The sequence below is a fragment of the Streptomyces fractus genome (assembly GCF_049844455.1).
GTDB lineage: Bacteria > Actinomycetota > Actinomycetes > Streptomycetales > Streptomycetaceae > Streptomyces > Streptomyces fractus.
Map to the genome: position 1 here is coordinate 2,526,644 of NZ_JBMYHI010000002.1, position 22,448 is coordinate 2,549,091.

Annotated in this window: 15 protein-coding genes and 1 pseudogene; 6 read left to right on the forward strand and 10 right to left on the reverse strand. The window is 72.3% G+C overall.

Annotation, left to right across the window (positions count from 1 at the left end):
- Window positions 1–26: 26 nt before the first annotated feature.
- A complete protein-coding gene (locus tag ACP4E5_RS13295; protein ID WP_425828284.1) occupies window positions 27–1,346 on the reverse strand; it encodes a copper amine oxidase in 1,320 nt (439 codons plus the stop codon).
- A 40-nt stretch (window positions 1,347–1,386) separates the two neighbouring features.
- Entirely contained in the window at window positions 1,387–2,136 is a 750-nt protein-coding gene (locus tag ACP4E5_RS13300) for a Tat pathway signal sequence domain protein (RefSeq protein ID WP_425828286.1), read from the reverse strand.
- A gap of 233 nt (window positions 2,137–2,369) precedes the next feature.
- On the opposite strand from ACP4E5_RS13300, the gene glgX reads away from it, so the two are divergent.
- Complete coding sequence (gene glgX / locus ACP4E5_RS13305; protein ID WP_425828288.1) at window positions 2,370–4,487, forward strand: glycogen debranching protein GlgX; 2,118 nt, start codon at window positions 2,370–2,372, stop codon at window positions 4,485–4,487.
- On the opposite strand, the gene ACP4E5_RS13310 is transcribed toward glgX, so the two are convergent.
- Window positions 4,462–5,748, reverse strand: coding sequence for an MFS transporter (locus ACP4E5_RS13310; RefSeq protein ID WP_425828290.1), 1,287 nt, complete (start codon window positions 5,746–5,748; stop codon window positions 4,462–4,464). The genes glgX and ACP4E5_RS13310 overlap by 26 nt on opposite strands.
- Before the next feature lie 81 nt (window positions 5,749–5,829).
- Here ACP4E5_RS13310 and treY point away from each other — a divergent pair, with 81 nt between their 5' ends.
- The gene (treY, locus tag ACP4E5_RS13315) at window positions 5,830–8,271 is read left to right on the forward strand and encodes a malto-oligosyltrehalose synthase (protein ID WP_425828292.1); all 2,442 of its coding nucleotides are present in this window, start codon (window positions 5,830–5,832) and stop codon (window positions 8,269–8,271) included.
- Here treY and ACP4E5_RS13320 read toward each other — a convergent pair.
- The gene (locus tag ACP4E5_RS13320; protein WP_425828294.1) at window positions 8,231–9,481 is read right to left on the reverse strand and encodes a cytochrome P450; all 1,251 of its coding nucleotides are present in this window, start codon (window positions 9,479–9,481) and stop codon (window positions 8,231–8,233) included. The genes treY and ACP4E5_RS13320 overlap by 41 nt on opposite strands.
- A gap of 189 nt (window positions 9,482–9,670) precedes the next feature.
- Between ACP4E5_RS13320 and ACP4E5_RS13325 the strand changes: the two genes are divergently transcribed.
- Window positions 9,671–10,912 carry a M14 family zinc carboxypeptidase gene (locus ACP4E5_RS13325; RefSeq protein WP_425828297.1) on the forward strand — a complete coding sequence of 414 codons (1,242 nt, stop codon included), beginning with the start codon at window positions 9,671–9,673 and terminating at the stop codon, window positions 10,910–10,912.
- Window positions 10,913–10,927: 15 nt separating this feature from the next.
- Here ACP4E5_RS13325 and ACP4E5_RS13330 read toward each other — a convergent pair whose 3' ends face one another.
- Window positions 10,928–11,479 (reverse strand): FHA domain-containing protein, encoded by a 552-nt coding sequence (locus ACP4E5_RS13330; protein ID WP_425828299.1) that lies wholly within the window; start codon window positions 11,477–11,479, stop codon window positions 10,928–10,930.
- 119 nt (window positions 11,480–11,598) lie between these two features.
- On the opposite strand from ACP4E5_RS13330, the pseudogene ACP4E5_RS13335 reads away from it, so the two are divergent.
- Both ACP4E5_RS13335 and treZ read left to right on the forward strand, forming a co-directional pair.
- Window positions 11,599–12,139, forward strand: a pseudogene (locus tag ACP4E5_RS13335) (hypothetical protein).
- A gap of 106 nt (window positions 12,140–12,245) precedes the next feature.
- Window positions 12,246–14,012 (forward strand): malto-oligosyltrehalose trehalohydrolase, encoded by a 1,767-nt coding sequence (gene treZ / locus ACP4E5_RS13340; RefSeq protein ID WP_425828301.1) that lies wholly within the window; start codon window positions 12,246–12,248, stop codon window positions 14,010–14,012.
- A 148-nt stretch (window positions 14,013–14,160) separates the two neighbouring features.
- Here treZ and ACP4E5_RS13345 read toward each other — a convergent pair whose 3' ends face one another.
- The 5 genes from ACP4E5_RS13345 to cyc2 all read right to left on the reverse strand — a co-directional run bounded on the left by ACP4E5_RS13345 (window position 14,161) and on the right by cyc2 (window position 21,566).
- Window positions 14,161–15,066 (reverse strand): aminoglycoside phosphotransferase family protein, encoded by a 906-nt coding sequence (locus tag ACP4E5_RS13345; protein WP_425828303.1) that lies wholly within the window; start codon window positions 15,064–15,066, stop codon window positions 14,161–14,163.
- A gap of 6 nt (window positions 15,067–15,072) precedes the next feature.
- On the reverse strand, window positions 15,073–16,200 hold the full coding sequence (locus ACP4E5_RS13350) for an aminopeptidase P family protein (protein ID WP_425828305.1): 1,128 nt from the start codon (window positions 16,198–16,200) through the stop codon (window positions 15,073–15,075).
- A 318-nt stretch (window positions 16,201–16,518) separates the two neighbouring features.
- Window positions 16,519–17,151, reverse strand: coding sequence for a PDZ domain-containing protein (locus ACP4E5_RS13355; protein WP_425828307.1), 633 nt, complete (start codon window positions 17,149–17,151; stop codon window positions 16,519–16,521).
- A 131-nt stretch (window positions 17,152–17,282) separates the two neighbouring features.
- Window positions 17,283–19,214, reverse strand: coding sequence for an O-aminophenol oxidase PhsA (gene phsA, locus ACP4E5_RS13360; protein WP_425828309.1), 1,932 nt, complete (start codon window positions 19,212–19,214; stop codon window positions 17,283–17,285).
- Window positions 19,215–19,307: 93 nt separating this feature from the next.
- The gene (gene cyc2 / locus ACP4E5_RS13365; protein ID WP_425828311.1) at window positions 19,308–21,566 is read right to left on the reverse strand and encodes a germacradienol/geosmin synthase Cyc2; all 2,259 of its coding nucleotides are present in this window, start codon (window positions 21,564–21,566) and stop codon (window positions 19,308–19,310) included.
- Window positions 21,567–21,805: 239 nt separating this feature from the next.
- Between cyc2 and ACP4E5_RS13370 the strand changes: the two genes are divergently transcribed.
- Window positions 21,806–22,447 carry a chorismate mutase gene (locus tag ACP4E5_RS13370; RefSeq protein WP_425828313.1) on the forward strand — a complete coding sequence of 214 codons (642 nt, stop codon included), beginning with the start codon at window positions 21,806–21,808 and terminating at the stop codon, window positions 22,445–22,447.
- The last annotated feature ends 1 nt before the right edge of the window (window position 22,448 follow it).

A 22,448-nucleotide genomic window follows, 5' to 3' on the forward strand; every position in this document is an offset into this window, starting at 1 on the left:
TGCAGCCGGATGAAGCCGCCGGTTTCTCAACTGCCGTTCCGGGGAACCCCGTTCTGCCCCGCGAGGTCGGCGGGAGTGAGCGGATTCATAGCGGTCACGTCCCTGGGGGCGAGCGAAAAGCCCTGCCAGTGCACCGGCATGGGCTGCTGGTCCTCGTCACGGGCGATGTGGTGGAACCCGATGTTGACCCACGTGATCGGGTGCGTGAGTGTCTGGCCGTTCACCCACTTGTTGACGCTCGTGCCGCCGCAGTTCGCCGCCGGGTTGTCGCTCGCGTACTGCTCGCACTTCTTGTACTCGGTGAAGTAGACGTCGTGCTTGGTGAAGGCGCGTCCGGGGAACCGGTTGGAGCGGCCGGGCACGAACTCGTACGACCTGGGGTGGTTGTCCTTGTTCTTGCCCGCGGTGGAGACCACGCGCCACCACCGCATGTCCAACATGTCGCCCGCGAGTTCCTTGGTGACGGGGGTGCGGGTCGTCTTCGTGGTGGGCGATCCGTCGCCCCGCGGCGGCGTCACCTTGGAGTCGTACTGCTCGACCTTGGCCTTGGGCGAGCCGTCCAGGCCGAAGTTGAGCCTCCAGAAGACGTTGTGGCTGTGGCTCTCGGCGTAGGCGTTCGCGCCCTTGCCGATGGGCCAGCCCTTGCCGTCGGTGCCGTCGTAGTCGTACGGGGAGAGGCTGCCGGTGGCGCCCTCGTTGGACGTGATGGTGCCGTCGGAGGCGAAGCGCCACTCGGTGATGTACTCGTACCAGGACGCCTTGTTGACCGTGTAGACGAGCAGGTCCTTGCCCTGGGCGCTGTAGACCTTGCCGCTGCCGCCGGTCGAGTCGTCGTCGCTCAGCCGGTACGCGTGCCCGCGCGAGCGCGTGGTCGTGCACAGCCCCTTCACGGTGCCCATGTCGGGGACCTTGACGGTCTTGATGGTGCCGCCGGGGCACTCACCGGGCTTCAGGTTCTGCAGGGCCTGCCCGAAGTCGGTGCCGGTGACGTCGTCGTACTCGGCCTCCCCGTCGTCGTACGGGACATGGACCTGTGCGAGCCGTGCGCTGGTGAGGACGCGGATGGGCTGCGCCTCGCCCTTGGGCTGGTAGCTGACGTCGTCCAGGACGAGCCCCGACAGCGTGTTGTAGTGCCAGCACATGCGCCAGGTGGTGCCGCCGTCGAGGGTCTGCTCGATGCGGTACGCGTCCGAGCAGGCGGGCGCGGCGGCCGCGGGCGCCTGTGGCGGGGCGGCCGTGGCGGCGGGTGCGGTGGCGAAGAGGCCGGTGAGCAGCGCGGTGACCGCGAGGCCCGCGACCGCGAGTGCGGGCCTCTTGCGGGCGCGCGGAACTCTGTTGACGTGCATACGGAAGCGCTCCTTCATGGAGGAGAGGTCGGCGGAGTCCTCAGCCGAGGCGGGAGACGGTGCGGGCGCTCAGGTCGACGACGAGGGCGCGGGTGTCGATCCACGGTCCGTTGACGACCTTGGTGATGACACGCAGGCAGCGGTGCTCGCCGCATTCCTTGAGGCCGGCGGGGACGTTCGCGACGGTCTTCTTGCGGAACACCATGCCGCTCAGCTGCAGTTGGTCCGGCTTCGTGAGCTGCTTGCCGGTGGCGTCCTTGTAGTCGCCCTTCAGATCGGCGCCCAGCGGGTCCGCTATCAACAGCTGTGCCGCTTCTGCCAGTTCGTCCTGGGCGGGCGGCGGCTGTACGCCCTGGTCGGTCCTGCTGTCCTCGACCTTCCCCGTGTCGAGGTTCACCGTCTTCGTGACGACGGAGTCGCTCTTGTAGTCGTAGTACACGACGTCGGCGCGGCGTTCGCCCGCGGCGGCGTCACTGAGGCCGGGGTCGACCTCCGTCAGGTTCGTCGACAGGTGCTGGGGGCCTCGGTCGCCCTCCACGTCCCGCGCGTCCATCCGCAGGCCGTTCCCCGCCGTCGCCAGTTTCTCGGCGCGCTCCGTCTCGGCGTCCGTGAGCGGATCGCGCCCCACCCCCTTCGCGCTCTCGGCGGGCGCGGGCTCCACGGTGCCCTCGGGGGCCACCGCGTCCTGCCGCGCGGCACCCGCCCTGCTGATGTCGCTCCCGCCGTCGTCCGGCAGTGTCACGCCGACCGCGAAGGCGCCGCCCGCTACCGCGAGCGCCACCACCGCCATCAGCTTCCCGAGATGGCGTCTTACCGTTGTCCGCACATCTTCCCCCAACTTCCCCGGCAGCCCCGGTCGAGGGCATGCCGGTCCGACGTGGTCTTGGAGTAAGAGGGCGCCAACTGCCGTGTGGTTGCTTCACTTTCGGGAAAGGAGTGTCCGATGCCGCCCGGACCGCCGGGCCACTGGGGTGTCCCCTGCTCGACCATGGTTGAGGACTTGGGGAAGGAAGAGTCGTCAGCATGCAGGTCTGGCCAGGACAGGCGTATCCATTGGGTGCCACGTACGACGGCGCCGGGACGAACTTCGCGGTCTTCTCGGAGGCCGCCGACCGTATCGAGCTGTGCCTGTTGCACGACGACGGCTCGGAGACCGCGGTGGAGCTGCGGGAGGCCGACGCCTTCGTGCGGCACGCGTATCTGCCGGGGATCATGCCGGGGCAGCGCTACGGGTACCGGGCGCACGGGCCGTACGAGCCCGCGCGCGGGCTGCGCTGCAACTCGGCGAAGCTGCTCCTCGACCCGTACGCGCGCGCCATCAGCGGGCGGATCGACTGGAACGAATCGGTGTACGGCTATCCGTTCGACGCGCCGGACGAGCGCAACGACCTGGACTCGGCGCCGCACACGATGGCGTCGGTGGTGGTCAATCCGTACTTCGACTGGGGCGACGACCGGCTGCCGCGCACGGAGTACCACGAGACGGTGCTCTACGAGGCGCATGTGAAGGGCCTGACGATGCGGCACCCCTCGCTCCCTGAGGAGCTGCGCGGCACGTACGCGGCGCTCGCCCATCCGGCGATCATCGATCACCTCACGGAACTGGGCGTCACGGCACTGGAGTTGATGCCGGTGCACCAGTTCGTCAACGACCACCGGCTGGTCGAGATGGGGCTGAACAACTACTGGGGCTACAACACGATCGGCTTCTTCGCCCCGCACAACATGTACGCGTCGTGGGGCGACCGCGGCGAGCAGGTACTGGAGTTCAAGTCCGCGGTGCGGGCGCTGCATCAGGCCGGAATCGAAGTCATTCTGGACGTCGTCTACAACCACACTGCCGAAGGAAATCACCTGGGTCCGACGCTGTCCTTCAAGGGCCTCGACAATCCGTCCTACTACAGGCTGACCGACGACCCGCGTTACTACATGGACACCACGGGGACGGGAAACTCGCTCCTGATGCGGTCCCCGCACGTACTCCAGATGATCATGGATTCGCTGCGCTACTGGGTCGAGGAGATGCACATCGACGGGTTCCGTTTCGACCTGGCCGCCACCCTGGCCCGGCAGTTCCACGAAGTGGACCGCCTGTCGTCGTTCTTCGATCTGGTGCAGCAGGACCCGGTGGTCTCCCGTGTGAAGCTGATCGCCGAGCCCTGGGACGTCGGCGAGGGCGGCTACCAGGTGGGGAACTTCCCGCCCTTGTGGACGGAGTGGAACGGCAAGTACCGCGACACCGTACGGGACTTGTGGCGCGGCGAACCGCGCACGCTCGCCGAGTTCGCGGGCCGGCTGACCGGCTCGTCGGACCTCTACCAGGACGACGGGCGCCGCCCGCTCGCCTCCATCAACTTCGTGACCTGCCACGACGGGTTCACCCTGCGCGACCTGGTGTCGTACAACGACAAGCACAACGACGCCAACGGGGAGGGCAATCGCGACGGCGAGAGCCACAACCGTTCATGGAACTGCGGCGCCGAGGGCGAGACCGACGACGCGGCGGTGCTCGACCTGCGGGACCGTCAGATGCGCAACTTCATCGCTACGTTGATGCTGTCGCAGGGCGTCCCGATGCTCAGCCACGGCGACGAGTTCGGGCGCACCCAAGGCGGCAACAACAACGCCTACTGCCAGGACAACGAGGTGGCGTGGGTGCGCTGGGCCGACCCGGACGCCACACCGGACCCGATCCTGGAGTTCACGCGCGCGATGGTGCGGCTGCGCCGCGAGCATCCGGTGTTCCGCAGGCGGCGCTTCTTCCACGGCCGGCCGGTCGAGGGCACGCACGACGACCTGTCGGACATCGCGTGGTTCACCCCGGAGGGCGAGGAGATGACGCAGCAGGACTGGGGGGCGGCGCAGGCCCGCGCCCTGTCCGTGTTCCTCAACGGCAACGCGATCTCGGAGCCCGGCGCGCGCGGCGAGCGCATCCAGGACGACTCGTTCCTGCTGCTGTTCAACGCCTCGCCGCAGCCACAGGAGTTCGTGGTCCCGGTCGACCACGGGCGTCAGTGGCAGGCCGTCGTCGACACGGCGCTGCCCGACGGGCTTTCGGCGGGCGAGGGGCCGAAGGTGCAGGCCGGAGACCGGGTCACGTTGGAGGGCCGCAGCCTCACGGTGCTGCAACGGCCGGTGTGACCGTCTCGCCGGGCGTCTGGAGGGGCCGTATGCGCAGCGCGACGAGGAAGGCGAGCCCGGCGGCCAGGCTGCCCACCGCGAAGGCCGCGGCGGCCCCGTGGGCCTGCGCGAGACGGCCCGCCACGGCGAGCGTGACGGCCTGTCCGCCGACGAACGCGCTCACGGCTGCCGTCATGCCCTCGCCGAGCCGTTCGCGCGGCACGGCCTGTTCGGTGAGCCCGAAGCCGGTGATCAGGTTCGGGGCGAACAGGGCGCCGAAGACGGTCACCGCGACGTACAGGAGCGCCATGGAGTGCGTGACGAGGAGCGGGAGCGACAGGAGGGCGGCCGCCGCCGTGGCGACGCGCCAGCGTGCCCGCAGCGTGAACCGGGCGGGCACGGCCGCCATGGACAGGCCGACGACGGCGCTCATGACGCCCATCGCGGCGTAGACGAGGCCCGCCTGGTCGCCGTGCCCCAACTCCTCGGTGAGCGCGGTGATTCCGGCGCCGCAGCCGCCGAGGAGGACGCCGAGGAGGACGAGCCCGGCGCGCACCTCGTGGACCTGGCGCGGCAGCCGTGGCCGGTCCGCACGCGCGCGTGGCCGCGTCCTCGCCGGGGCGGGCGGCACCGCCGTCGCGGTCGGGTGCAGCGCGAACGCGGTGCCGCAGACGGCGACGAGGAGCGCGGCGGCGCCGAACGCGTAGGCGGGGTGTGCCACTACGGAGGCGATCCCGATGAGCGCCGGGCCGAGGACGAAGCTGAGTTCGTCCATGGTCGACTCCAGGGACAGCACGGCGTTCACCACCCGCTCGTCCGCCCGGCCGTCTGCGCTCTCACGGCGTACGAGGGCGACACCGCGGGCCCGCGCGAGCGGGCCGATCCCGGGGACCGTGGCGCCGGCGAGGACGCCGAGCGCGATCAGCACGGCCGTCGGCAGGCCCGCGAGGGCGCCCAGCGTGTAGGCGGCGATCGCGAGCCCGTTGAACAGTGCGAAGCAGAGGACGACGGGGCGCTGCCCGCGCCGGTCCGCGAGCCGCCCGACGAAGGGCCCCATGGCCACCTGGCCGAGTGCGAGGGCGCAGGCGACGACGCCTCCGGTGGCGAGCGAGCCACTGGTGCGGGTCACCAGGAGGACGCTGCCGAACTGGATCACCGCGACCGGCAGCCGTCCGAGGAACGACACGACGGGCAGCGGGCGCCCCGTCGCCGCGAGCACCCGGCGGTACGCGTCGAGCGTTCCACCGGCCGTGTTGGATGTCGTACCCCGTGTACCAGGCATCGTCCGACGTTAACGAGGCACGCGTGCGCGTATGCATGCGGTGATGACACGAAAGGCGGCGGCGCGGGTACGTAGCTTCGTATGACGCCTCAGCGCCCGACACCGCCCGCGCCGCCGACCCCCGCGACGCCCACGGCGACGTATCGGCTCCAGCTGCAACCGGACTTCGGGTTCGCCGCCGCCGCGGCGGCGGTCCCGTATCTGGCCTCCTTGGGGGTCTCCCATCTGCATCTGTCGCCGGTCCTGGAGGCGGTGCCCGGCTCGACGCACGGCTATGACGTGGTGGACCACGCGCGCGTGCGTGGTGAGCTGGGCGGCATGGAGGGCTTGCGGGAGCTGGCCCGCACGGCGCACGAGCACGGCCTGGGCCTGATCGTGGACCTGGTGCCCAACCACATGGCGGCGGCCGTTGCCCACAACCGGGCGCTGCGCGAGGTGCTGCGGGAGGGGCCCTCGTCCGCGTACGCGCGCTGGTTCGACATCGACTGGGAGGCGCAGGGCGGCCGGGTGCTGCTGCCGGTGCTGGGCGGTCCGGTGGGCCGGGAGATGGAGCGCCTGACGGTGGACGGGGACGTGCTGCGCTACTACGAGCACGCGTTTCCGCTGCGGGAGGGCACCGCGTCCCTGCCGCTCGCCGAGTTGTTGGACGCACAGTGGTACCGGCTGGGGTGGTGGCGTCTCGCGCGTACCGAGCTGAACTACCGGCGGTTCTTCACGATCTCGGATCTGATCGCCGTACGGGTGGAGGATCCGGAGGTCTTCGAGGCGACCCATCGCACGGTGCTGTCGCTGCTGGATGAGGGGGTGGTCGACGGGTTGCGGATCGACCACCCGGACGGGCTCGCCGATCCTGGTGGCTATTTGCTGCGGTTGAGTGAGGCGAGCGGGGGCCGGTGGACCGTCGTCGAGAAGATCCTGGAGGACGCGGAGCACCTGCCCGCCGGATGGCCGGTGGCGGGCACGACCGGGTATGACGCGCTGCGGCACATCGACGGGCTGTTCACGGACCCGGCGGGCGCCGATCAACTCCTGGGCGCTTTCCGCCGGTTCACGGGCGCCGCGGCCGACCTGGGCGGTGTCTGGGAGGAAACCGTGCGGCGGTCCGCCCACCACGTCGTACGGCACGAGCTGGCCGCCGAGGTCGACCGGCTCACCCGCGAGGCCACCGCCCTGTGCGCCGAAGACCTGGAGCTGCGCGACCACGCCCCCTGGGCGCTGCGTACGGCGCTGTGCGAGCTCCTGGTGCGGGTTCCCGTCTACCGGCCCTACGCGGGCGGCGGCGACGCCCCCGAGACGGTTCTGACGCCGTCCGCGGCCGACGAGGCGAAGGCCGTGTTCGCGGTGCCCGAGGAGGCGCGCGCGGTCGACGCCGTCCGCGAGCTGGCGTTGGGGCGGCGCGGTACCGGCCAGGACCACGCGGCGTTTCGTGACCGGTTCGCCCAGACGGCGTCCGCGCTGCGCGCCAAGTCGGTGGAGGACACCGCCTTCTACCGCTGCACGCCGCTGCTGTCGGCCCTGGAAGTGGGAGGCTCACCCGCGAGCCCCGCCGTGTCCGCCCAGGAGTTCCACGCGTACTGCGCGCGCGTGCAGCGCGACTGGCCCGCCACCTCCACCGCCCTGTCGACGCACGACACGAAACGCAGCGCGGACGTACGCGCCGGGATCAGCGTCCTCACCCAGTGCCCCGAGCGGTGGGAGACGCTGCTCGCGCAGGTCACCAAGTTGACCGCACACGGCGGCGGCGCCGACGCCCCCGGTCCCCAACTGGCCTGGGCCGCCTGGCAGACCGTCGCAGGGCTCGGCCCCGCCGACCCGGCGCGCGTCCAGCAGGCGATGCTCAAGCACGCGCGCGAGGCGGGCCTGTTCACGACGTGGACGGAACAGGACGCGGGCTACGAGCGGGCGGTGGAGGACTTCGTGGCCTCGGGCCCCTGCGGCCCGCCGGGCGACGAGGTCCTGCGCTTCATGGACACCCTGAAGTCTCACGTGCGGGCGAACATCTGGGGCGCCGCCCTCGTCCACCTCACGATGCCGGGGGTGCCGGACCTCTACCAGGACACGGAGCACGAGTACCGGGCCCTGGTGGACCCCGACAACCGGACCCCCGCCCGCCTCGCTCCCGACGATCACAGCACCAAAGCCGCCCTCACGCAGGTGGCACTGCGCCTGCGCCGCGCCCGCCCCGACTGGTTCGGCGCCGCCGCCGACTACAGGCCGCTGGCCGCACGAGGCCCCGGCGAGGCGCACTGCGTCGCCTACGCGCGCTCGGGCCGCGTCGTCGTCGCCGTGACCCGCCTCTCCCTGCGGCTCGCCGACGCCGGCGGCTGGCGGACCACGGAACTTTCCCTCCCTGACGGCGCCTGGATCAACCTGCTCGCCCCCGGCCGCCGCTTCACCGGCCACGCGCGCGTGGCCGAACTCTTCGCTCACCTCCCCGTGGCCCTCCTCGTGCGCGCCGACGAGGACGACGACGTACTGGGCCTCAGCCGAGACGTACGCGAAGAGCCGCCGGAGAGCGGGTGAGCAGGCCCTCGTAGGCGGGCCTGAAGCCCGGCGCCCACGCCATCGACGGCAGCGCCGTAAGCAGGGCGCGCAGGCCCGCCTCGGCGGTGAGGCGGGCGAGTTGGACACCCGGGCAGCGGTGCCGCCCGGTGCCGTGGGCCAGCTGCCCGGGAGCCGCGCGGAACAGGTCGTAGCGGTCGGCGTCGGCGAACCGGGTCGCGTCCCTGCCCGCCGCCCCCACCAGGCACGCGACCGTGGCGCCCGCCGGTATCGTGCCGCCGCTCACCGGGACCGGCGCGAGGGCCCGGCGCAGGACGACGTGCGCGGCGGGGTCGCGGCGCAGCGACTCGGCCCAGGCGGCGTCGAAGAGTTCGGGGCGGGAGCGCACCAGCGCCAACTGCTCGGGGTGGTCGAGGAGGTTGGCGAGGAGCGCGGCGAGGGCGCGGGCGGTGGCGTCCCCGCCCGCGCCGAGGAACGTCGCGGCGAGCCCGCTGACCGTGTCGTCGGACAGCGGCCGCCCGTCGGCCCGCGCGGCGCACAGGGCGCCCAGGAGGTCGTCCGTCGGGTGCGCGCGGCGGCGGGCGATCTGCGGGCGCAGGAAGGCGTCCAGGGCCTCGGGTGCGCCGCCCAGGTGGGTGAGCCCCCCGCGGCACAGGGCGGCGACGTGGGCGGCGCCCTCGTAGGGCAGGCCCAGCGCGCGGACGACGGCCACGGCGGGCAGCCAGTGGCAGAACTCCTCGACCAGGTCGGCCTCTTGACGCCCGGTGAGACGACGCGCGAGCACGTAGGCGGTGCGCTCCACGCTCGCCTTCAACGTGGCCAACACGCGCCCCTGGAGGGCCGGAGCGAGGAGCGCTCGCTGGGCGGTGTGCGTGTCCGCTTCCAGGTGGGCGAAGGTGCGGCCGGGCGGCGGGGCGACCAGCCGGGCGTCGGCGAGCGCCGTGCGCACGTCCACGTAGCGGCTGAGGAGCCACGCGCCGAAGGGCTCGTCGAGGTGCAGCGGGTGGGTGGACCGCAGGGTTCGGTACAGCGGGAACGGATCGTGGGCGGTCCGCGGTGCGGCGAGGCTCGGAGGCTGCGTCGCGGCCCCCTCGCGCGGGTAGGAGCCCGGTGCGTCGGGACAGGAGACCGGTCCGGAAGGGCACAGCACCGCGGGACTCCACTCTGTACCGGGGCGCGCACCGGTCGCTGCGCGCGGCTCCCCCCAGCGCACCACCGAGGCCTTCGTCACGCAGCCTCCGTTCCACCGTACGAGTGACAGCGGTGACTCAGGGTGACGTACGGGTCTGACCTGCACGGGGGCCACGGTGGCGTGAACTCTCCCCTGCCGAGCGGCCCGGGGCCGCTGGATCGGCCTTCTTGACACATGGAGCGGAGCATGGGGTACTGCGGATTGCTGACGCCGGGAGCACCAACGGGGGTGAGTCACCTGACGGAGCAGCGGTACCCCACCTCGGCCGAGTTGGCCCAGTCAGCGCGGGAGCTGGCGTCTCACCGACCCGACCTGTGTCACCTACGCCAGGTCGGGACCTCGCGTGGCGGGCGCCCCCTGCACCTGCTGTCCGTAGGGCACGACCGACGCGCCGTCCTCATCGTGGCGGGGGCGCACGCCAACGAGCCCACGGGCGGCCCCACGGCGCTGCACCTGGCCGAAAAGGCGCTCTTCGACCGGGAGTTGCGAACCGACCGGTCGTGGCACTTCCTGCTGTGCGCGGACCCGGACGGCGCGGCCCTGCACAACGCTCCGGAGCCGCACTCGCTGCTCGACTACCACCGGGGCTTCTTCAGGCCCACGGGCGCGGAGCAGCCGGAGTGGTCGCCGTCGGTGCTGCCCCCGGACCGGCTCCCGCCGGAGACGAAGACCCTGGTCGGCGTGATCGACGAGGTGCGGCCCTACCTCCAGGTGTCCCTGCACGGCACCGAACTTGGCGGCAGCTGGGTGCAGTTGACGCGCGACATACCGGGGCTCGCGGAGCCCTTCGCCAAGTCGGCCGCCGAGCTGCACATACCGGTGGAGACCGGGGCGTCGGACGCGGCGGGCTGGCCGACGTCGGGGCGTGGCGTCCATGTGATGCCGGACCTGGACGCGCAGGCCGCGTTCCCGAGCCTGCCCGACGACGCCCGCCTGTCGACGTGGCACCACGCGCACCGCTACGGCGGCTCCACGGCGATCGTGGAGGTCCCGATGTGGGCCAGCGACCTGGTGGACGACCCGGCCCTGCACCCGGCGCCCGAGCGGGCGCTGCGGCGCCTGTCGGCCCGGCTCAGCCGCGACACCCGGCTCGTGGAGGAGATCCTCGCGGAGGCCCTGCCCCGGCTCCCCGACACCGGCGGACCGCTCCTCGGGGCGGCCTGCTGGGCGCTCGGCCTGGTGCCGGGGCTCGCGGACGACTGGGTCCAACCGCCGCCGCCGGACGCCACGATGGCGTACATCGGCAGCATCGACGCGTTCGCCCGGCGGCTTCCGCTGCGGGCCGCGGCGATGCTCCTGCGGGTCCTGGAGGAGGCCGACGACCTGGCGGCGCCCCGCCTCGACGCCCTCGTCACCCGGTGGTGCGAGGCGTACGCCGAGCGGTTCGGCGCGCGGTGGGTGCCGGTGGCCCACCAGATAGAGCATCAGGCGCGGACGACGGTGGCGGCAGTACGGCACGCGCGCGGGTGAGCACGCGCCCCCGGGTCAGTCGGCGGACAGCCTGAACGCCATGCGCCCGAAGGCGACCTGATCGCCGTCCCGGACGACCGCCGCGCCGATCACCCTCCGCCCGTTCACCGACGTGCCGTTGGTGGAGCCGAGGTCGCGCAGCACCCACATCCCGGCCTGCCGGCTCAGCTCGGCGTGCACCCGCGAGACCGTGTCGTGGCTCAGCCGCAGCCCGTTGGCCGGGTCGCGGCCGATGCGCAGCGGGTACGGGGAGGTGGCCGGCGGCAGCAGCAGCTTCGGCAGCCGCTCCACGGTCCACGCCCTGCGCAGCCGCACGGTGAACCCGGAAACCGCGCCCACGGTGCCGAACAGCGCCCGCGACCAGCGGCTCTCCTGGTGCAGATCGGCGGTGAGCCGGTCGAGGTCCTCGGTCCTGCGGGCGGTGAACACCAGCTCCATGCGGCGCACGAACGTGTCGTGCGAGAGCCTGCCGAGGGCGACGCCGTCCCTGAGTACCCTCAGCGCACGGTCCCGCTCGGCGTCCGAGAGCCGAGCCGGGTACGTGTGGTGTTCAAAAGAGGACGTCACAACGGGAATTGTCGGGCAGCGAAGGGCGCAGTGTCCAGAAAACCGGGAGCGTGAGCCGACCCGCGCTGTTACGTTCGGCGCGCCACGGCCGCCAACAGACCGCTCCCCAAGGAGAGTTCTTGACCTCAGCCGTCCGGCCCCTCGTCGTGCGCGCCCTCACCGAGGCCGACGCCCACCTCTTCCAGTCGCTCGACGACCCCGGCCTGGTCGGCCGCGCCCTCGTCGGCTCCGTGTACCGCACCGTCAAGAAGGGCGGCGAGTACCGGCCGGAGTGGACCTGGGTGGCGCCGAGCTGTTGCGGCGGGCGCCGTTCCGCACCGAGTACGACCTGCTGCTGCCGCCCGACTGGCGCGAGCGGCCGGAGGTCGTGGCCGCGGTAGAGCCGCGCAGGGCGGCGACCGAGGACGCGGGCATGCGCGTCCCGCCTCCATGTGCCCGCGCACAATCCCTCGGGCCCGTGCGTCGGGTTCATCGGCGTGGTGCCCGAACAGCGCGGACACGGCTACGCGTACGACCTCCTGGTGGAGACGACGTACTTCCTCGCCGAACGGGGGCGCCGAGTTCATCGCGGCCGCCACGGACGAGGGCAACGTCCCCATGGCGGCGAATTTCACGAAGGCCGGGTACCCGGTGGTCCAGAAGCGCATCAACTTCGTGTGACGCGTACCCCAGCGAGGCAAAACGGCCCCGTGTCGATCACAACTGACGCACCATGGGTACCAGTCGTCACTGTCGGCAGGCATCCGGTCACGAGGGGGAACGGTCCGTGCAGTTCGAGGTGTGGGCACCACAGGCCGAGCAGGTAACGCTCCATGTGCGGGGCGCCGAGGACGAACGGAGCACCACGCGCGCGTTGACGCGCGACCCGTACCGCGGAGACGGCTGGTGGTCCGGCGAGGCCGAGGCCGAAGACGGCACGCGGTACGGGTTCGCGGTCGACGGCGGGCCCGTGCTGCCCGACCCGCGCTCGCGGCGACAGCCCGACGGCCCGGACGGCCTGAGCGCCGTCGTCGACCACAGGCGGTACGCGTGGCGCGGCGACCCGCCCGGGCGCGGACTGACCGGAGCGGTCCTGTACGAGCTCCATGTGGGCACGTACACGAAGGAGGGCACCCTCGACGCCGCCGCGGGGCGGCTCGGCCACCTCGCCGACCTGGGCGTCACGCACGTGGAGTTGATGCCGCTGTCCCCCATGCCGGGGCGGCACGGTTGGGGTTACGACGGGGTCGGCCCGTGGGCCGTGCACGAGCCGTACGGCGGGCCCGAGGCGCTGAAGCGTTTTGTCGACAGCGCGCACGAGCACGGGCTCGGTGTCGTGCTCGACGTCGTGCACAACCACCTCGGCCCCTCCGGCAACCATCTGCCCGCGTTCGGCCCGTACTTCACCGACACCCACCACACGCCGTGGGGCAGCGCGATGAACCTCGACGCGCCCGGCTCCGACGAGGTACGCGCGTACCTGATCGGCAGCGCGCTCGCCTGGCTGCGCGACTACCGGATCGACGGGCTGCGGCTCGACGCGATCCACGAACTCCACGACCGGCGCGCCCTGCCGTTCCTGGAGGAGCTCTCGGCGGCCGTGGACGCGCTCGCCGAGGAGCTCGGCCGGCCGCTGTTCCTGATCGGCGAGTCCGACCTCGGCGACCCGCGCGTCATCACCGCGCGCTCCGATGGCGGGCTCGGGCTGCACGCGCAGTGGAACGACGACGTGCACCACGCCGTGCACGCGGCCGTCACCGGTGAACGGCAGGGCTACTACGGGGACTTCGCGCGCCGGCCGATGGCCGCGCTCGCCAAGACGCTCGACCACGGCTTCTTCCACGACGGCACGTACTCGACGTTCCGCGGCCGCCACCACGGTCGCCCGCTGGACCGCACCACCGTCCCCGCGCACCGGCTGCTCGCCTACACGCAGACCCACGACCAGGTCGGCAACCGGGCGCAGGGCGAGCGCCTCGGCGCGCTCGTCGGCCCCGGGCTGCTCGCGTGCGCGGCGGCGCTCGTGCTCACCGGGCCCTTCACGCCGATGCTGTTCATGGGCGAGGAGTGGGCGGCGAGCACGCCCTGGCAGTACTTCACCGACCACACGGACGCCGCTCTCGCCGACGCCGTACGCAAGGGCAGGCGGCGGGAGTTCGCGGCACACGGCTGGGCCGAGGAGGACGTCCCCGATCCCCAGGACCCGGCGACCCGTGAGCGTTCCTGTCTGAGCTGGGAAGAACGCGAAACGGGCCACCACGCGCGCGTGCTCGCCTGGTACCGCGAACTCATCGCCCTGCGCCGCGCCCGCCCCGACCTCCGGAACCCGGATCTGGCGGCGGTCAAGGTCGCATACGACGAGCAGGCTCGGTGGATCGCCTACCGGCGCGGTGACCTGCGGGTGGCGGTGAACCTGTCGGACGTGCCGGTGTCGATCCCGCTGGGCCGCCCGGTGGCACGGCTGCTCGCCGCGTGGGAGCCGGTGGAACTGCCGGGCAGGGACGGGGTGCTGACCGTCCCGGCGGAGTCCTGCGTAGTCGCCGAGGCGCCGTAGCAGCGGACAGGAGGGCGGCGACGGGGAGAGGGGTAGGCACAGGAGCGGGCGGGAGGCGGGAGCGGGCGGGAGGCGGGAGGCGGGAGCGGGCAGTTGGCGGGGGCGGGAGCAGGCAGGAGGCGGGGCCGGGAGCGGGCAAGAGGCAGGATCAGCCCTCCGAGACCAGCTCCAGCAGGATCGCCTCCCACGCCCGCTCCAGCTGCGCCCGCAGCAGGCCCACAGGGCTGTCGTCGGCCCCGTACAGCCGGTCGCCGAGCCGCACCAGGACATCGCACCGGGCCAGCCACAGCCCTCGCAGGCACGACCGCGGCCCGTACCCCGCGAGCGTCGCGGAGCGGACCGCGGCGCGCGCGCCCACCGCGATCGTGAGCCCGGCGATGTCCTCCGCGGCGTCGCCGACGGCCGCGTCCGCCCAGTCGAGGACGCCGCGCACCCGGCCGTCCGCCGACACGGTCAGATGCTCGCCCTTGAGGTCGTGGTGGACGAGCACGGGGTCGGGCTGCGGGACGAGCTGCGCGACGGCCCGCGCGGCGAGCTGATCGAGCCGCTCGGCCTCGAACTCGCCGTCCGCGTCGAGCTTCAGGGCCGCGGCGCCGGCCTCGCGGCGCAGGCTCTCCAGGGAGCGCGGCGCCACCTTCGGCACGCCGATCGGCACGGTCCGCGCGACCGGCACGTCACGCAACCCCGCGAGCAGCCCGGCGAGATCCTCCTCGCCTGCCGCGGTGACGTCCTTGACCTCGGCGGACTCCCCGGGCAGGCGCTTGTCCAGCGTGCAGGCGAGGCCGGGCGCCCACTCCCCCGTCGCGACGGAGGCGGGCACGGCGACCGGGACGTGGGTGCGTACGAGGTCGCGAAGGCGCACCTCGCGCCGCAGCCGCGTGGACATCTCCCCGTCGGTGGCGAGGCGCAGCACGTGCGCCTTGCCCACCCACCACGTGGAGTGCTCGCCGCCCTCGGTGACGGGGCGCGCCTGCGGAGCGACCCCGTCCGGAAGCATCGCTTCCAGGACGCGGCGCACGGCGTCGGCAGTGGGCTGCCGCGGCGTCGACGGCATGGCCGCTCAGCCCACGATCGCCATCTCGCGCGCCGTCGCGTTGAGGCGCCGGCCGCCGTCCTCGGTGACGGTCACGATGTCCTCGACGCGGACGCCGAACCGGCCGGGCAGGTAGATGCCTGGTTCGACGGAGAAGCACATGCCCGGCACCAGTTCCTGCTCCTCGCCCTCGATCATGTAGGGCGGTTCGTGGGTGGTGACGCCGATGCCGTGCCCGGTGCGGTGGATGAAGTACTCGCCGTACCCGGCGTCCGTGATGACCTTGCGGGCGACCCGGTCGACGTCCTGGCAGGCGATCCCCGGCCGCACCGCGTCACAGGCCGCGGTCTGCGCCTCCCGGACGATGTCGTGCACCTCGCGCTCCTCGTCGGTCGGCTCGCCGACGTGCACGGTGCGGGTGGTGTCGGAACCGTAGCCGTGCTTGAGGCCGCCGAAGTCGAGCACGACCATGTCGCCGTCCTGGATGACGCGGTCGCTCGCCTCGTGGTGCGGGTTGGCACCGTTGGGGCCCGAGCCGACGACGGTGAAGTCGACCTGGGAGTGCCCGAACCGCTTGAGCAGGTCGGAGAGTTCGCGGGCGATGTCGTTCTCCTTGCGGCCCGCGAAGGCGACCTTCTTGATCTCCTCGTACGTGGCGTCCGCCGCGGCGCCCGCGGCGGCGAGGCGCTCCAGCTCGGCGGCGTCCTTCACTCCTCGCAGCATGGGCAGGGCCTCGGTGAGTGATACGTATGACGTCTCCGGGAGCGTCCTCTGCAGGCCGAGCAGGTGCATCGCCCACGCGTTGTCGCTGACCCCGAAGCGGCCCGCCATGTCGAGCAGCGGGGCCGTGACGTCGTACGGGTCCTTGCCGTCGGTCCAGTCACGCAGCGTCATCGCGTCGGCTCCCGCGGCCTTGGCGGCGTCGGGCGCCTCCAGGGTCGGCACGACGAGCGTGGGCTCCTGGCCGGGCGCGAGCACGAGGAGCGTGAGCCGCTCGGTGTCGGCCGGCACGTGGTACCCGGTGAGCCATACGAGGTCCGGTCCCGGCGCGACCAGCACCCCTGCGAGCCCCGCGTCGGCGGCGGACTGCGCGGCACGGTCCATGCGGGCCTTGTAGTCGGCGGCGGTGAAGGGCGCGGGGGTACCGGTCGTCATGTCCTGGCCTTTCGTACGGGTAGGCGCTCATGGAAGTGCGGGCGTCGTACGGGCAGCCATCCTGCCCGGCGGCGCGGGGCGGCGCGAGACCGACCTCTGCCCATGATTTCAGGCGCCGCGGGCGGGGCGCGCGCCGAACCCGGATCCACCGGGCGGGTCCGCGAGCGTGACCGACCGCCCGTCCGTGCCACGCGGTGGCGTACGCGCGCGTGACCGACCGCCCATCCGTCCCACACGTTGCGTACGCGCGCGCGGCCGAGCACCCCTCCATCCCGCGCGATTGCGTACGCGCGCGTGCACGACCGCCCGCCCCACCGGTCACGTGATCACCCCGGGTGTGACCGCCAGCTTCTGCAGTTGCCCGTTCTCGTGCCGGACCGTGACCACGACCTGTCGTCCCGGCCGGGTGTCCGCCACGTCGGCCACGTGCGCCGCCAGGTCGAGTGCGGAGCCGACGCGCTGGGCGCCGAGGGCCACCAGGACGTCGCCGCGGACCAGGCCGCCCGTGTAGCCGGGGCCCGGAATGTGCACGGCCACGACGAGCGCGCCGGACGTCTTCGGAGCGTCGACGACCTCGACGCCGAGCCCGCCCCTCGACAGGGGCGACGCGGGCGGCGCGGGCGCCGTGCTGGGGCTCGGCGTGGGGGCGGGGCTGCTCGGCGGCGGGGCCTGCCGCTTCAGTTCGGCGAGCTTGCTCATGCCGATGACGGTGGCTCCCACGGTGCCGAGGCCGATGCCCGCGAGGACGAGCAGGACGGCGCACAGCAGCCCGCACAGCACGCCGCACAGGCGCCTGCCGCGCCGACGGGCGGCGTGCGGCCTGCCGCCGGACTTCGGCTCCCCCGCACGCTTCCTCAGGGGGTCGGCCGACGGCCCCGGCCTCGACGCCGTGGTCGATGCCCGGCCCCCGGAACCCGGCATCGACTTGGGCCGCAACGCAGTCTGTTCCATCGGGTCGCCCGCCTCCGGTCCCTGGCTCACTCGGCCACGGCCAGAGCCCTACCCTCCGCGCACGCCCACGACGATCCACGAACGAGTGAGACTGCCGGGGCCCGGCTCGAACGCCGGCCCCCGGCACCCCGTTAGCCGGAGTGGCCCCCGTGGCCACCGCCGTGCCCGGCCCCGTGGTCGAACTTCATGGCCTCCTTCGGCATCACCACGAAGGGCCGCATCATGCCCATGTCCTCGTGCTCCAGGAGGTGGCAGTGGTACATGAACCGGCCGTACGCCCCGTCGAACCTGCCCATGACGCGCAGCATCTGGCCGGGCAGGGCCCGGAACACGTCCTTGTACCCCTGCTCGTTGGGCGGCAGCGGGATCACCGTGTTCGGGTCGAACGCGACCGGCTCGACCGTGCCGCCCACCTTCACGTCGAACCCGGAGGCGTCGTACACGTCCCTGCCGAGTATCTGGAAGTCGGCGAGGTGGATGTGCATCGGGTGCACGACCGGCGGGTTCACGGCGAGGTTGAGGAAGCTCCACTGCTCGTGCGTGCCCTCGCCGACGGTGAAGCCGAGCCCGTCGTTGAAGGTCCGGGAGATGCGCCGGTACGTCTTCAACTCGCCCTTGTCGTCGACGAGCTGGATGACGCCGTCGCCCGGGACCTGGATGTCCTCGGCCCCCTCGGAATCGTCGGTGACCTCCTCCATCTCCCAGATCTCCGGGTGTCCGCCGCCGCCCTTGGTCGCGGGCGGTGTCAGGACGATCAGCCGGTGCCCGTGCTCGATGTCGTGGGTGAGCTTCCGGAAGGACCCGGAGAGCACCTCGGGCAGCACGAACGGATCCGGGTCGCCGCACTCGCCCACCCGGAACTCCATGACGTGCGGGTAGCGCACGTCGCCGGGCACGTCCGGCACCCCCGGTGCCTCGTTCCGCCCCTTGTCGACGAGGCGCACCCGCTTGCCCGCGAGGGACGCGAAGTCGATGAGCAGGTCCATGCGCTCGGCGGGCGCGACGGGCAGCGTCGCCAGGGTGTCGTCGAAGTCGATCGGGACGGGCCGCGGCAGCAGCCCGCCGTCACTGCCGATCTGGTGCACGACGCCGGGCAGCGGGTCGCCGTCCTCGTCGATGAGCACCAGGTTGTAGATCCGCGCGTTCGACGCGTTCACCAGGCGGAAGCGGTACCAGCCCGCGTCGACCCGCGCGTAGGGCCAGATCCGCCCGTTGACCGTCGTGTACGGGCCGCTGAACGGGATGGTGACGGGCTTGCCCGTCTCCTCGTTCGCCGGGTCGACGATCACGGTCTTGTGCAGCAGCCTGCCGTTGAGCCTGCCGTCCTCGTCCGTGTCCAGGTTCCGGTCGGCGAGCAGCAGCGGTATCTCCCGCTCCCCGGAGGGCAGCCCCAGGGCGTCCTCCTCGTCGTCCCTGACCAGGTACGCCCCGTAGAGGCCGGTGTACACGTTCCACCTGGTGATGTTCATGGCGTGGTCGTGGTACCACCACTGCACCGCCTGGTGGTCGTTCGGGTACTCGGAGAGCTGGGCGTCACCGAAGCCCACCGCGTTGTCCGCCCAGCCGTCGTTGCCGCCGCCTGTCTGCGCGCCGTGCAGGTGCGTCACGGTCCAGGCGGGCAGCGCCGCCACGTCCGCGCTCGCCGCGACGCCGCCGCGGCCGGGCAGCGTGGTCGGCGGGGGCGGCGGGTCCTGCCCCGGCTGGGTCGGCGGAGTCTGCACCTCCACCGACGTCACCGGGTACTCGCTGCCCTTCGGGATGCGGTTCGTCCAGGCGATGCGGACGCGCTGCCCGCGCCGCACCTCGATCGTCGGGCCCGGCACCGACCCCTCGTAGCCCCACATCAGTGTCGGCGGGAGCTGCGGGTGCAGCCGCTGCCACGTGGGCCGCAGCGCGATCTCCGTTTCCTGCCGGACGTCACCGGAGTCGGGCCGCAGCACCGGCGGCACCGTCAACGGCGCCACGTACGGCGCCAGTTCCCCCACGGCGGCCGCGGCGATCTCGCTCGCGGCCTCCTCGACGCCGGTGATTTTGTCCGTGATGCGCTCGAAGATTTCGGTCATGAAAAGAACACCCCCGTGTGTTCTCACAAAGTCCCCGTTGTACGACCGCGAGCGGCCGTCTTGTCCGGCCGTGCAGTGAACGGCCGTCTCACCTCACAAGACGGCTGACGCCCCAGCGAAGTTCCCCGAATCGCCCAATCCGGACGTGCAGTTCTTGAAACCGACCGGAACCGTCGGCACCGGAGGCACAGGAGACGCCGGAACGCGCCCGGGGACGAAGCCGTGGGCGCGGACCGCGAGCCACTCGTCGCGGTACCGGTCGACGTTCCGGTGCCAGTGGAGAATGCCCGCCGTCCAGTTCCGCAATTCCTCGACGTAGCCGTCGAGGGCCGTGCGCGCGTCCTTGTCGAGGCCGAAGTCCTCGTAGAGGACGGGGAGTTCGTGCGTGACGATGTGCTCGAACTGCCGCATGCGCTGCGTGATGAGGTCGTTCACGATGCCGAGGGCCGTCGGGTAGTCCGCGCCGAAGAAGTTCTGCACGACCAGGATCGCGTTGTGGATCTCGCCCTCGTACTCGATCTCCTTCTGGTACGAGAACACGTCGTTGACCAGCATCGCGTAGTCGATCGCCGAGTTCTCCAGGGCGCGCACCGGGCCCGTGCGGTAGATCTCAGGCGGCACCGCGGGTCCGTGACCCGTCCGGCACAGGCTCAGGGTGAGGTCGGAGCCGAAGGTGGCGCGGCGCATCTCCAGGTAGTCGACGGGGTCGGGGATGCGCTGCTGGAGCTGGTTGACCACCTCCCACACCCAGCTCTCCGTCATGACCTCGACGGAGTCCTTCAGGGTGCGCCGCTGCTCCGCCGTCATGCCTGCCGTGGTGCGCCGCCACAGGTCGGCGAGGCCGCGCTCCATGGCGTTGGCCGGCGGCGGGGTCTCCTCGCCGTTCACGGGCATGCAGTCGGAGAGCCGCGCGGTGCACAGCCGGGCGGCGGCCGGGTCCCGGCGGTGTCCGAAGATCAGCGGGTAGTAGTCGTCGCCGTAGGTGCCCCAGGCGAGCCACTGGGAGCTGAGGTCGAGCGCCTCCGCCGACCCGTCCGGGTCGAGCCCCGCCGCGCACAACGGCAGGTCGTAGGCCCGGAGTTTGTCCTCGTCCCAGACGCCCTCCGCCAGGATGCCCATGTGGTGCGTCCAGGGGAGCAGCCGCGCGCGGGCCCCGTCGAGCTCCGGGTTGAGCCGCACCCGGAACGGCATGTGGATGTCGGGGATCCGGGAGGGGCCGACCTTCTGGAACGGCACGTGCGTGTACGCGCGCAGGCGCTCGGCGCCGACATCGTCGAGCAGCGCCCGTACGTCCACGGCGTCGGTCCCGAGCCCGCTCGGCCCACCCAGGGGCGGTCCGGACCGCGCGGCGGCCTCCTTGTTCATGTAGCGGCTCGAGCGCATGTGCCACTCGTGGCCGCCGGACTGCCAGTCCTGCAACCCGCGCGCGTAGGCGGCGATCGCGGCGACCTGGTCCGGCGCGAGCCCCTTCTCCACGGAGAGGGCGGGCACCTCGGTCAGCGCGGTGTGCTCGAACTGGTGCAGCCGCGAGGTCAGCACGTCGTTGACGGCTTCCGCCGCCTCCTGTGTCGTACAGCCGAAGAAGGTCTCCAACACGAGGACCCCGTTGGAGAGTTCGCCCTCGTCCATGACCTCGCGCTCGTAGGAGAAGAGGTCGTTGCGCAGATGCACCGCGTCGGCGAACGTCTCCATGAGGACGCGCAGCGGCCTCGACCGCGCTACGGATTCCGGGACCTCGGCGGTCGCGTACTCCACGAGCCCCGCCGACCAGGGGGCGCCGCCCACCTTGCGGCGCATCTCGATGTACTCGACGGGGTTGGCGATCCGGCCTTCGTTGATGTTGGACAGTTCCCACATGGACTCGTTCAGGAGGTGCTCGGTCGACTCCGCGAAGCGGCGCCGCCAGTCCATCGACATGGCGGGCACGGTGCGCCGCCACAGGTCGATGAGGCCCGCCTCGACCGGGTTCTCCGGCTCGGGCACGGGGGTGTCGAGCTCCATCGGCATGAACAGCGGCAGCCGGTCCAGGTGCGCCTTGCCGGCCGCGCGGTCATTCGTGCGCTTGTACATGTCCAGGAAGTGGTCGTCGAAGAAGAAGACCCACACGTACCAGTCGGTGATCAGGGAGAGTGCCGGGCCGTCGCAGTCGGGGTGCGTGTACGCGCAGAGCAGGCCGTAGTCGTGCGCGTCGAGGTCGTCCTGGTCCCAGACGCCGCTGCCCTCCAGCATGCCCATCTCGCGGGCCCACACCGTGGAATGGGCCCGCGCCTCGTCCAGGTGCGGATTGAGCCGGGCCCGGTACGGCATGTAGAAGCGCGGCAGGCGGAAGGGCTGCGAGGACTCGTGTGTCATGAGCGCCGCCCTACCCGTGGCCGTCAACCGGCATCCACGGGGCGGAACATGATCGCACCATCGCGTGAACCGTGGATTGTTCGAGGGGCGTTCGGGGAAGCGAGCACCTCCCGGTGGGAGCGGGCGCGACGCCTGATACACAACAGGGGCACCCCCCTGCACCCCCTGCACCACCCCTGCACTCCTTGCAGCCCAGCCCAGCCTTGCACCCGTTGCCCGTACGAAGCGAAGGACCCACGTTGCGCATCAGGACCACGTCGACCGCCGCCCGCTGCCTGGTCACCCTGGGCGCCGCCACCGCGCTCGCCCTCGGCGGGGCGGCCCTCCCGGCGTCCGCGGCCCCGGCCACCACCTCCTCCATCTCCCACGCCTCCACCACCGCCTCCCACGCCGACCCTCGCGCCCTCGCCGCGATCACCTCGCTCGCCACCGAGCGGCTCGCGCTCGCGGACAAGGTCGCGGCGGCGAAGTACGGCACGGACGCGCCGATCGACGACCCCGCGCGCGAGCAGGTGATCCTCGACGACGTCGCGAAGCGCTCGGCGGACCTCGGCATCGACCCGGCGTTCGCGCAGTCCGTCTTCCGGGACCAGATCGAGGCCAACAAGGTCGTGCAGCGCGGCCTCTACGCCCGCTGGGACGCCCACCCCGAGCAGCGCCCGACCGAGCGCCCCGACCTGGCGACGGAGGTGCGGCCGCAGCTCGACCGGATCACGACGCGGCTCCTGGACGCGCTGCGCGAGGTCGCCGCCACCCGTACCTCTCCCGCCTGCGGGCCGCTGCTCACGGCGGCGGCGCTGCGTGACGCCCACGCGCGCGGGTTCGACGCGCTGCACCTCAAGGGCCTTGCCCGGGCGCTGCCTTCGGTGTGCGCCTCCTGAC

Excerpts from the sequence above, each read along its gene's own strand:
- ACP4E5_RS13355 (WP_425828307.1), bottom strand. The coding sequence starts at position 17,151 with ATGGAACAGACTGCGTTGCGGCCCAAGTCGATGCCGGGTTCCGGGGGC.
- ACP4E5_RS13350 (WP_425828305.1), bottom strand. The coding sequence starts at position 16,200 with ATGACGACCGGTACCCCCGCGCCCTTCACCGCCGCCGACTACAAGGCC.
- ACP4E5_RS13310 (WP_425828290.1), bottom strand. The coding sequence starts at position 5,748 with ATGCCTGGTACACGGGGTACGACATCCAACACGGCCGGTGGAACGCTC.
- phsA (WP_425828309.1), bottom strand. The coding sequence starts at position 19,214 with ATGACCGAAATCTTCGAGCGCATCACGGACAAAATCACCGGCGTCGAG.
- ACP4E5_RS13345 (WP_425828303.1), bottom strand. The coding sequence starts at position 15,066 with ATGCCGTCGACGCCGCGGCAGCCCACTGCCGACGCCGTGCGCCGCGTC.
- cyc2 (WP_425828311.1), bottom strand. The coding sequence starts at position 21,566 with ATGACACACGAGTCCTCGCAGCCCTTCCGCCTGCCGCGCTTCTACATG.
- ACP4E5_RS13300 (WP_425828286.1), bottom strand. The coding sequence starts at position 2,136 with ATGGCGGTGGTGGCGCTCGCGGTAGCGGGCGGCGCCTTCGCGGTCGGC.
- treY (WP_425828292.1), top strand. The coding sequence starts at position 5,830 with ATGACGCCTCAGCGCCCGACACCGCCCGCGCCGCCGACCCCCGCGACG.
- ACP4E5_RS13295 (WP_425828284.1), bottom strand. The coding sequence starts at position 1,346 with ATGCACGTCAACAGAGTTCCGCGCGCCCGCAAGAGGCCCGCACTCGCG.
- glgX (WP_425828288.1), top strand. The coding sequence starts at position 2,370 with ATGCAGGTCTGGCCAGGACAGGCGTATCCATTGGGTGCCACGTACGAC.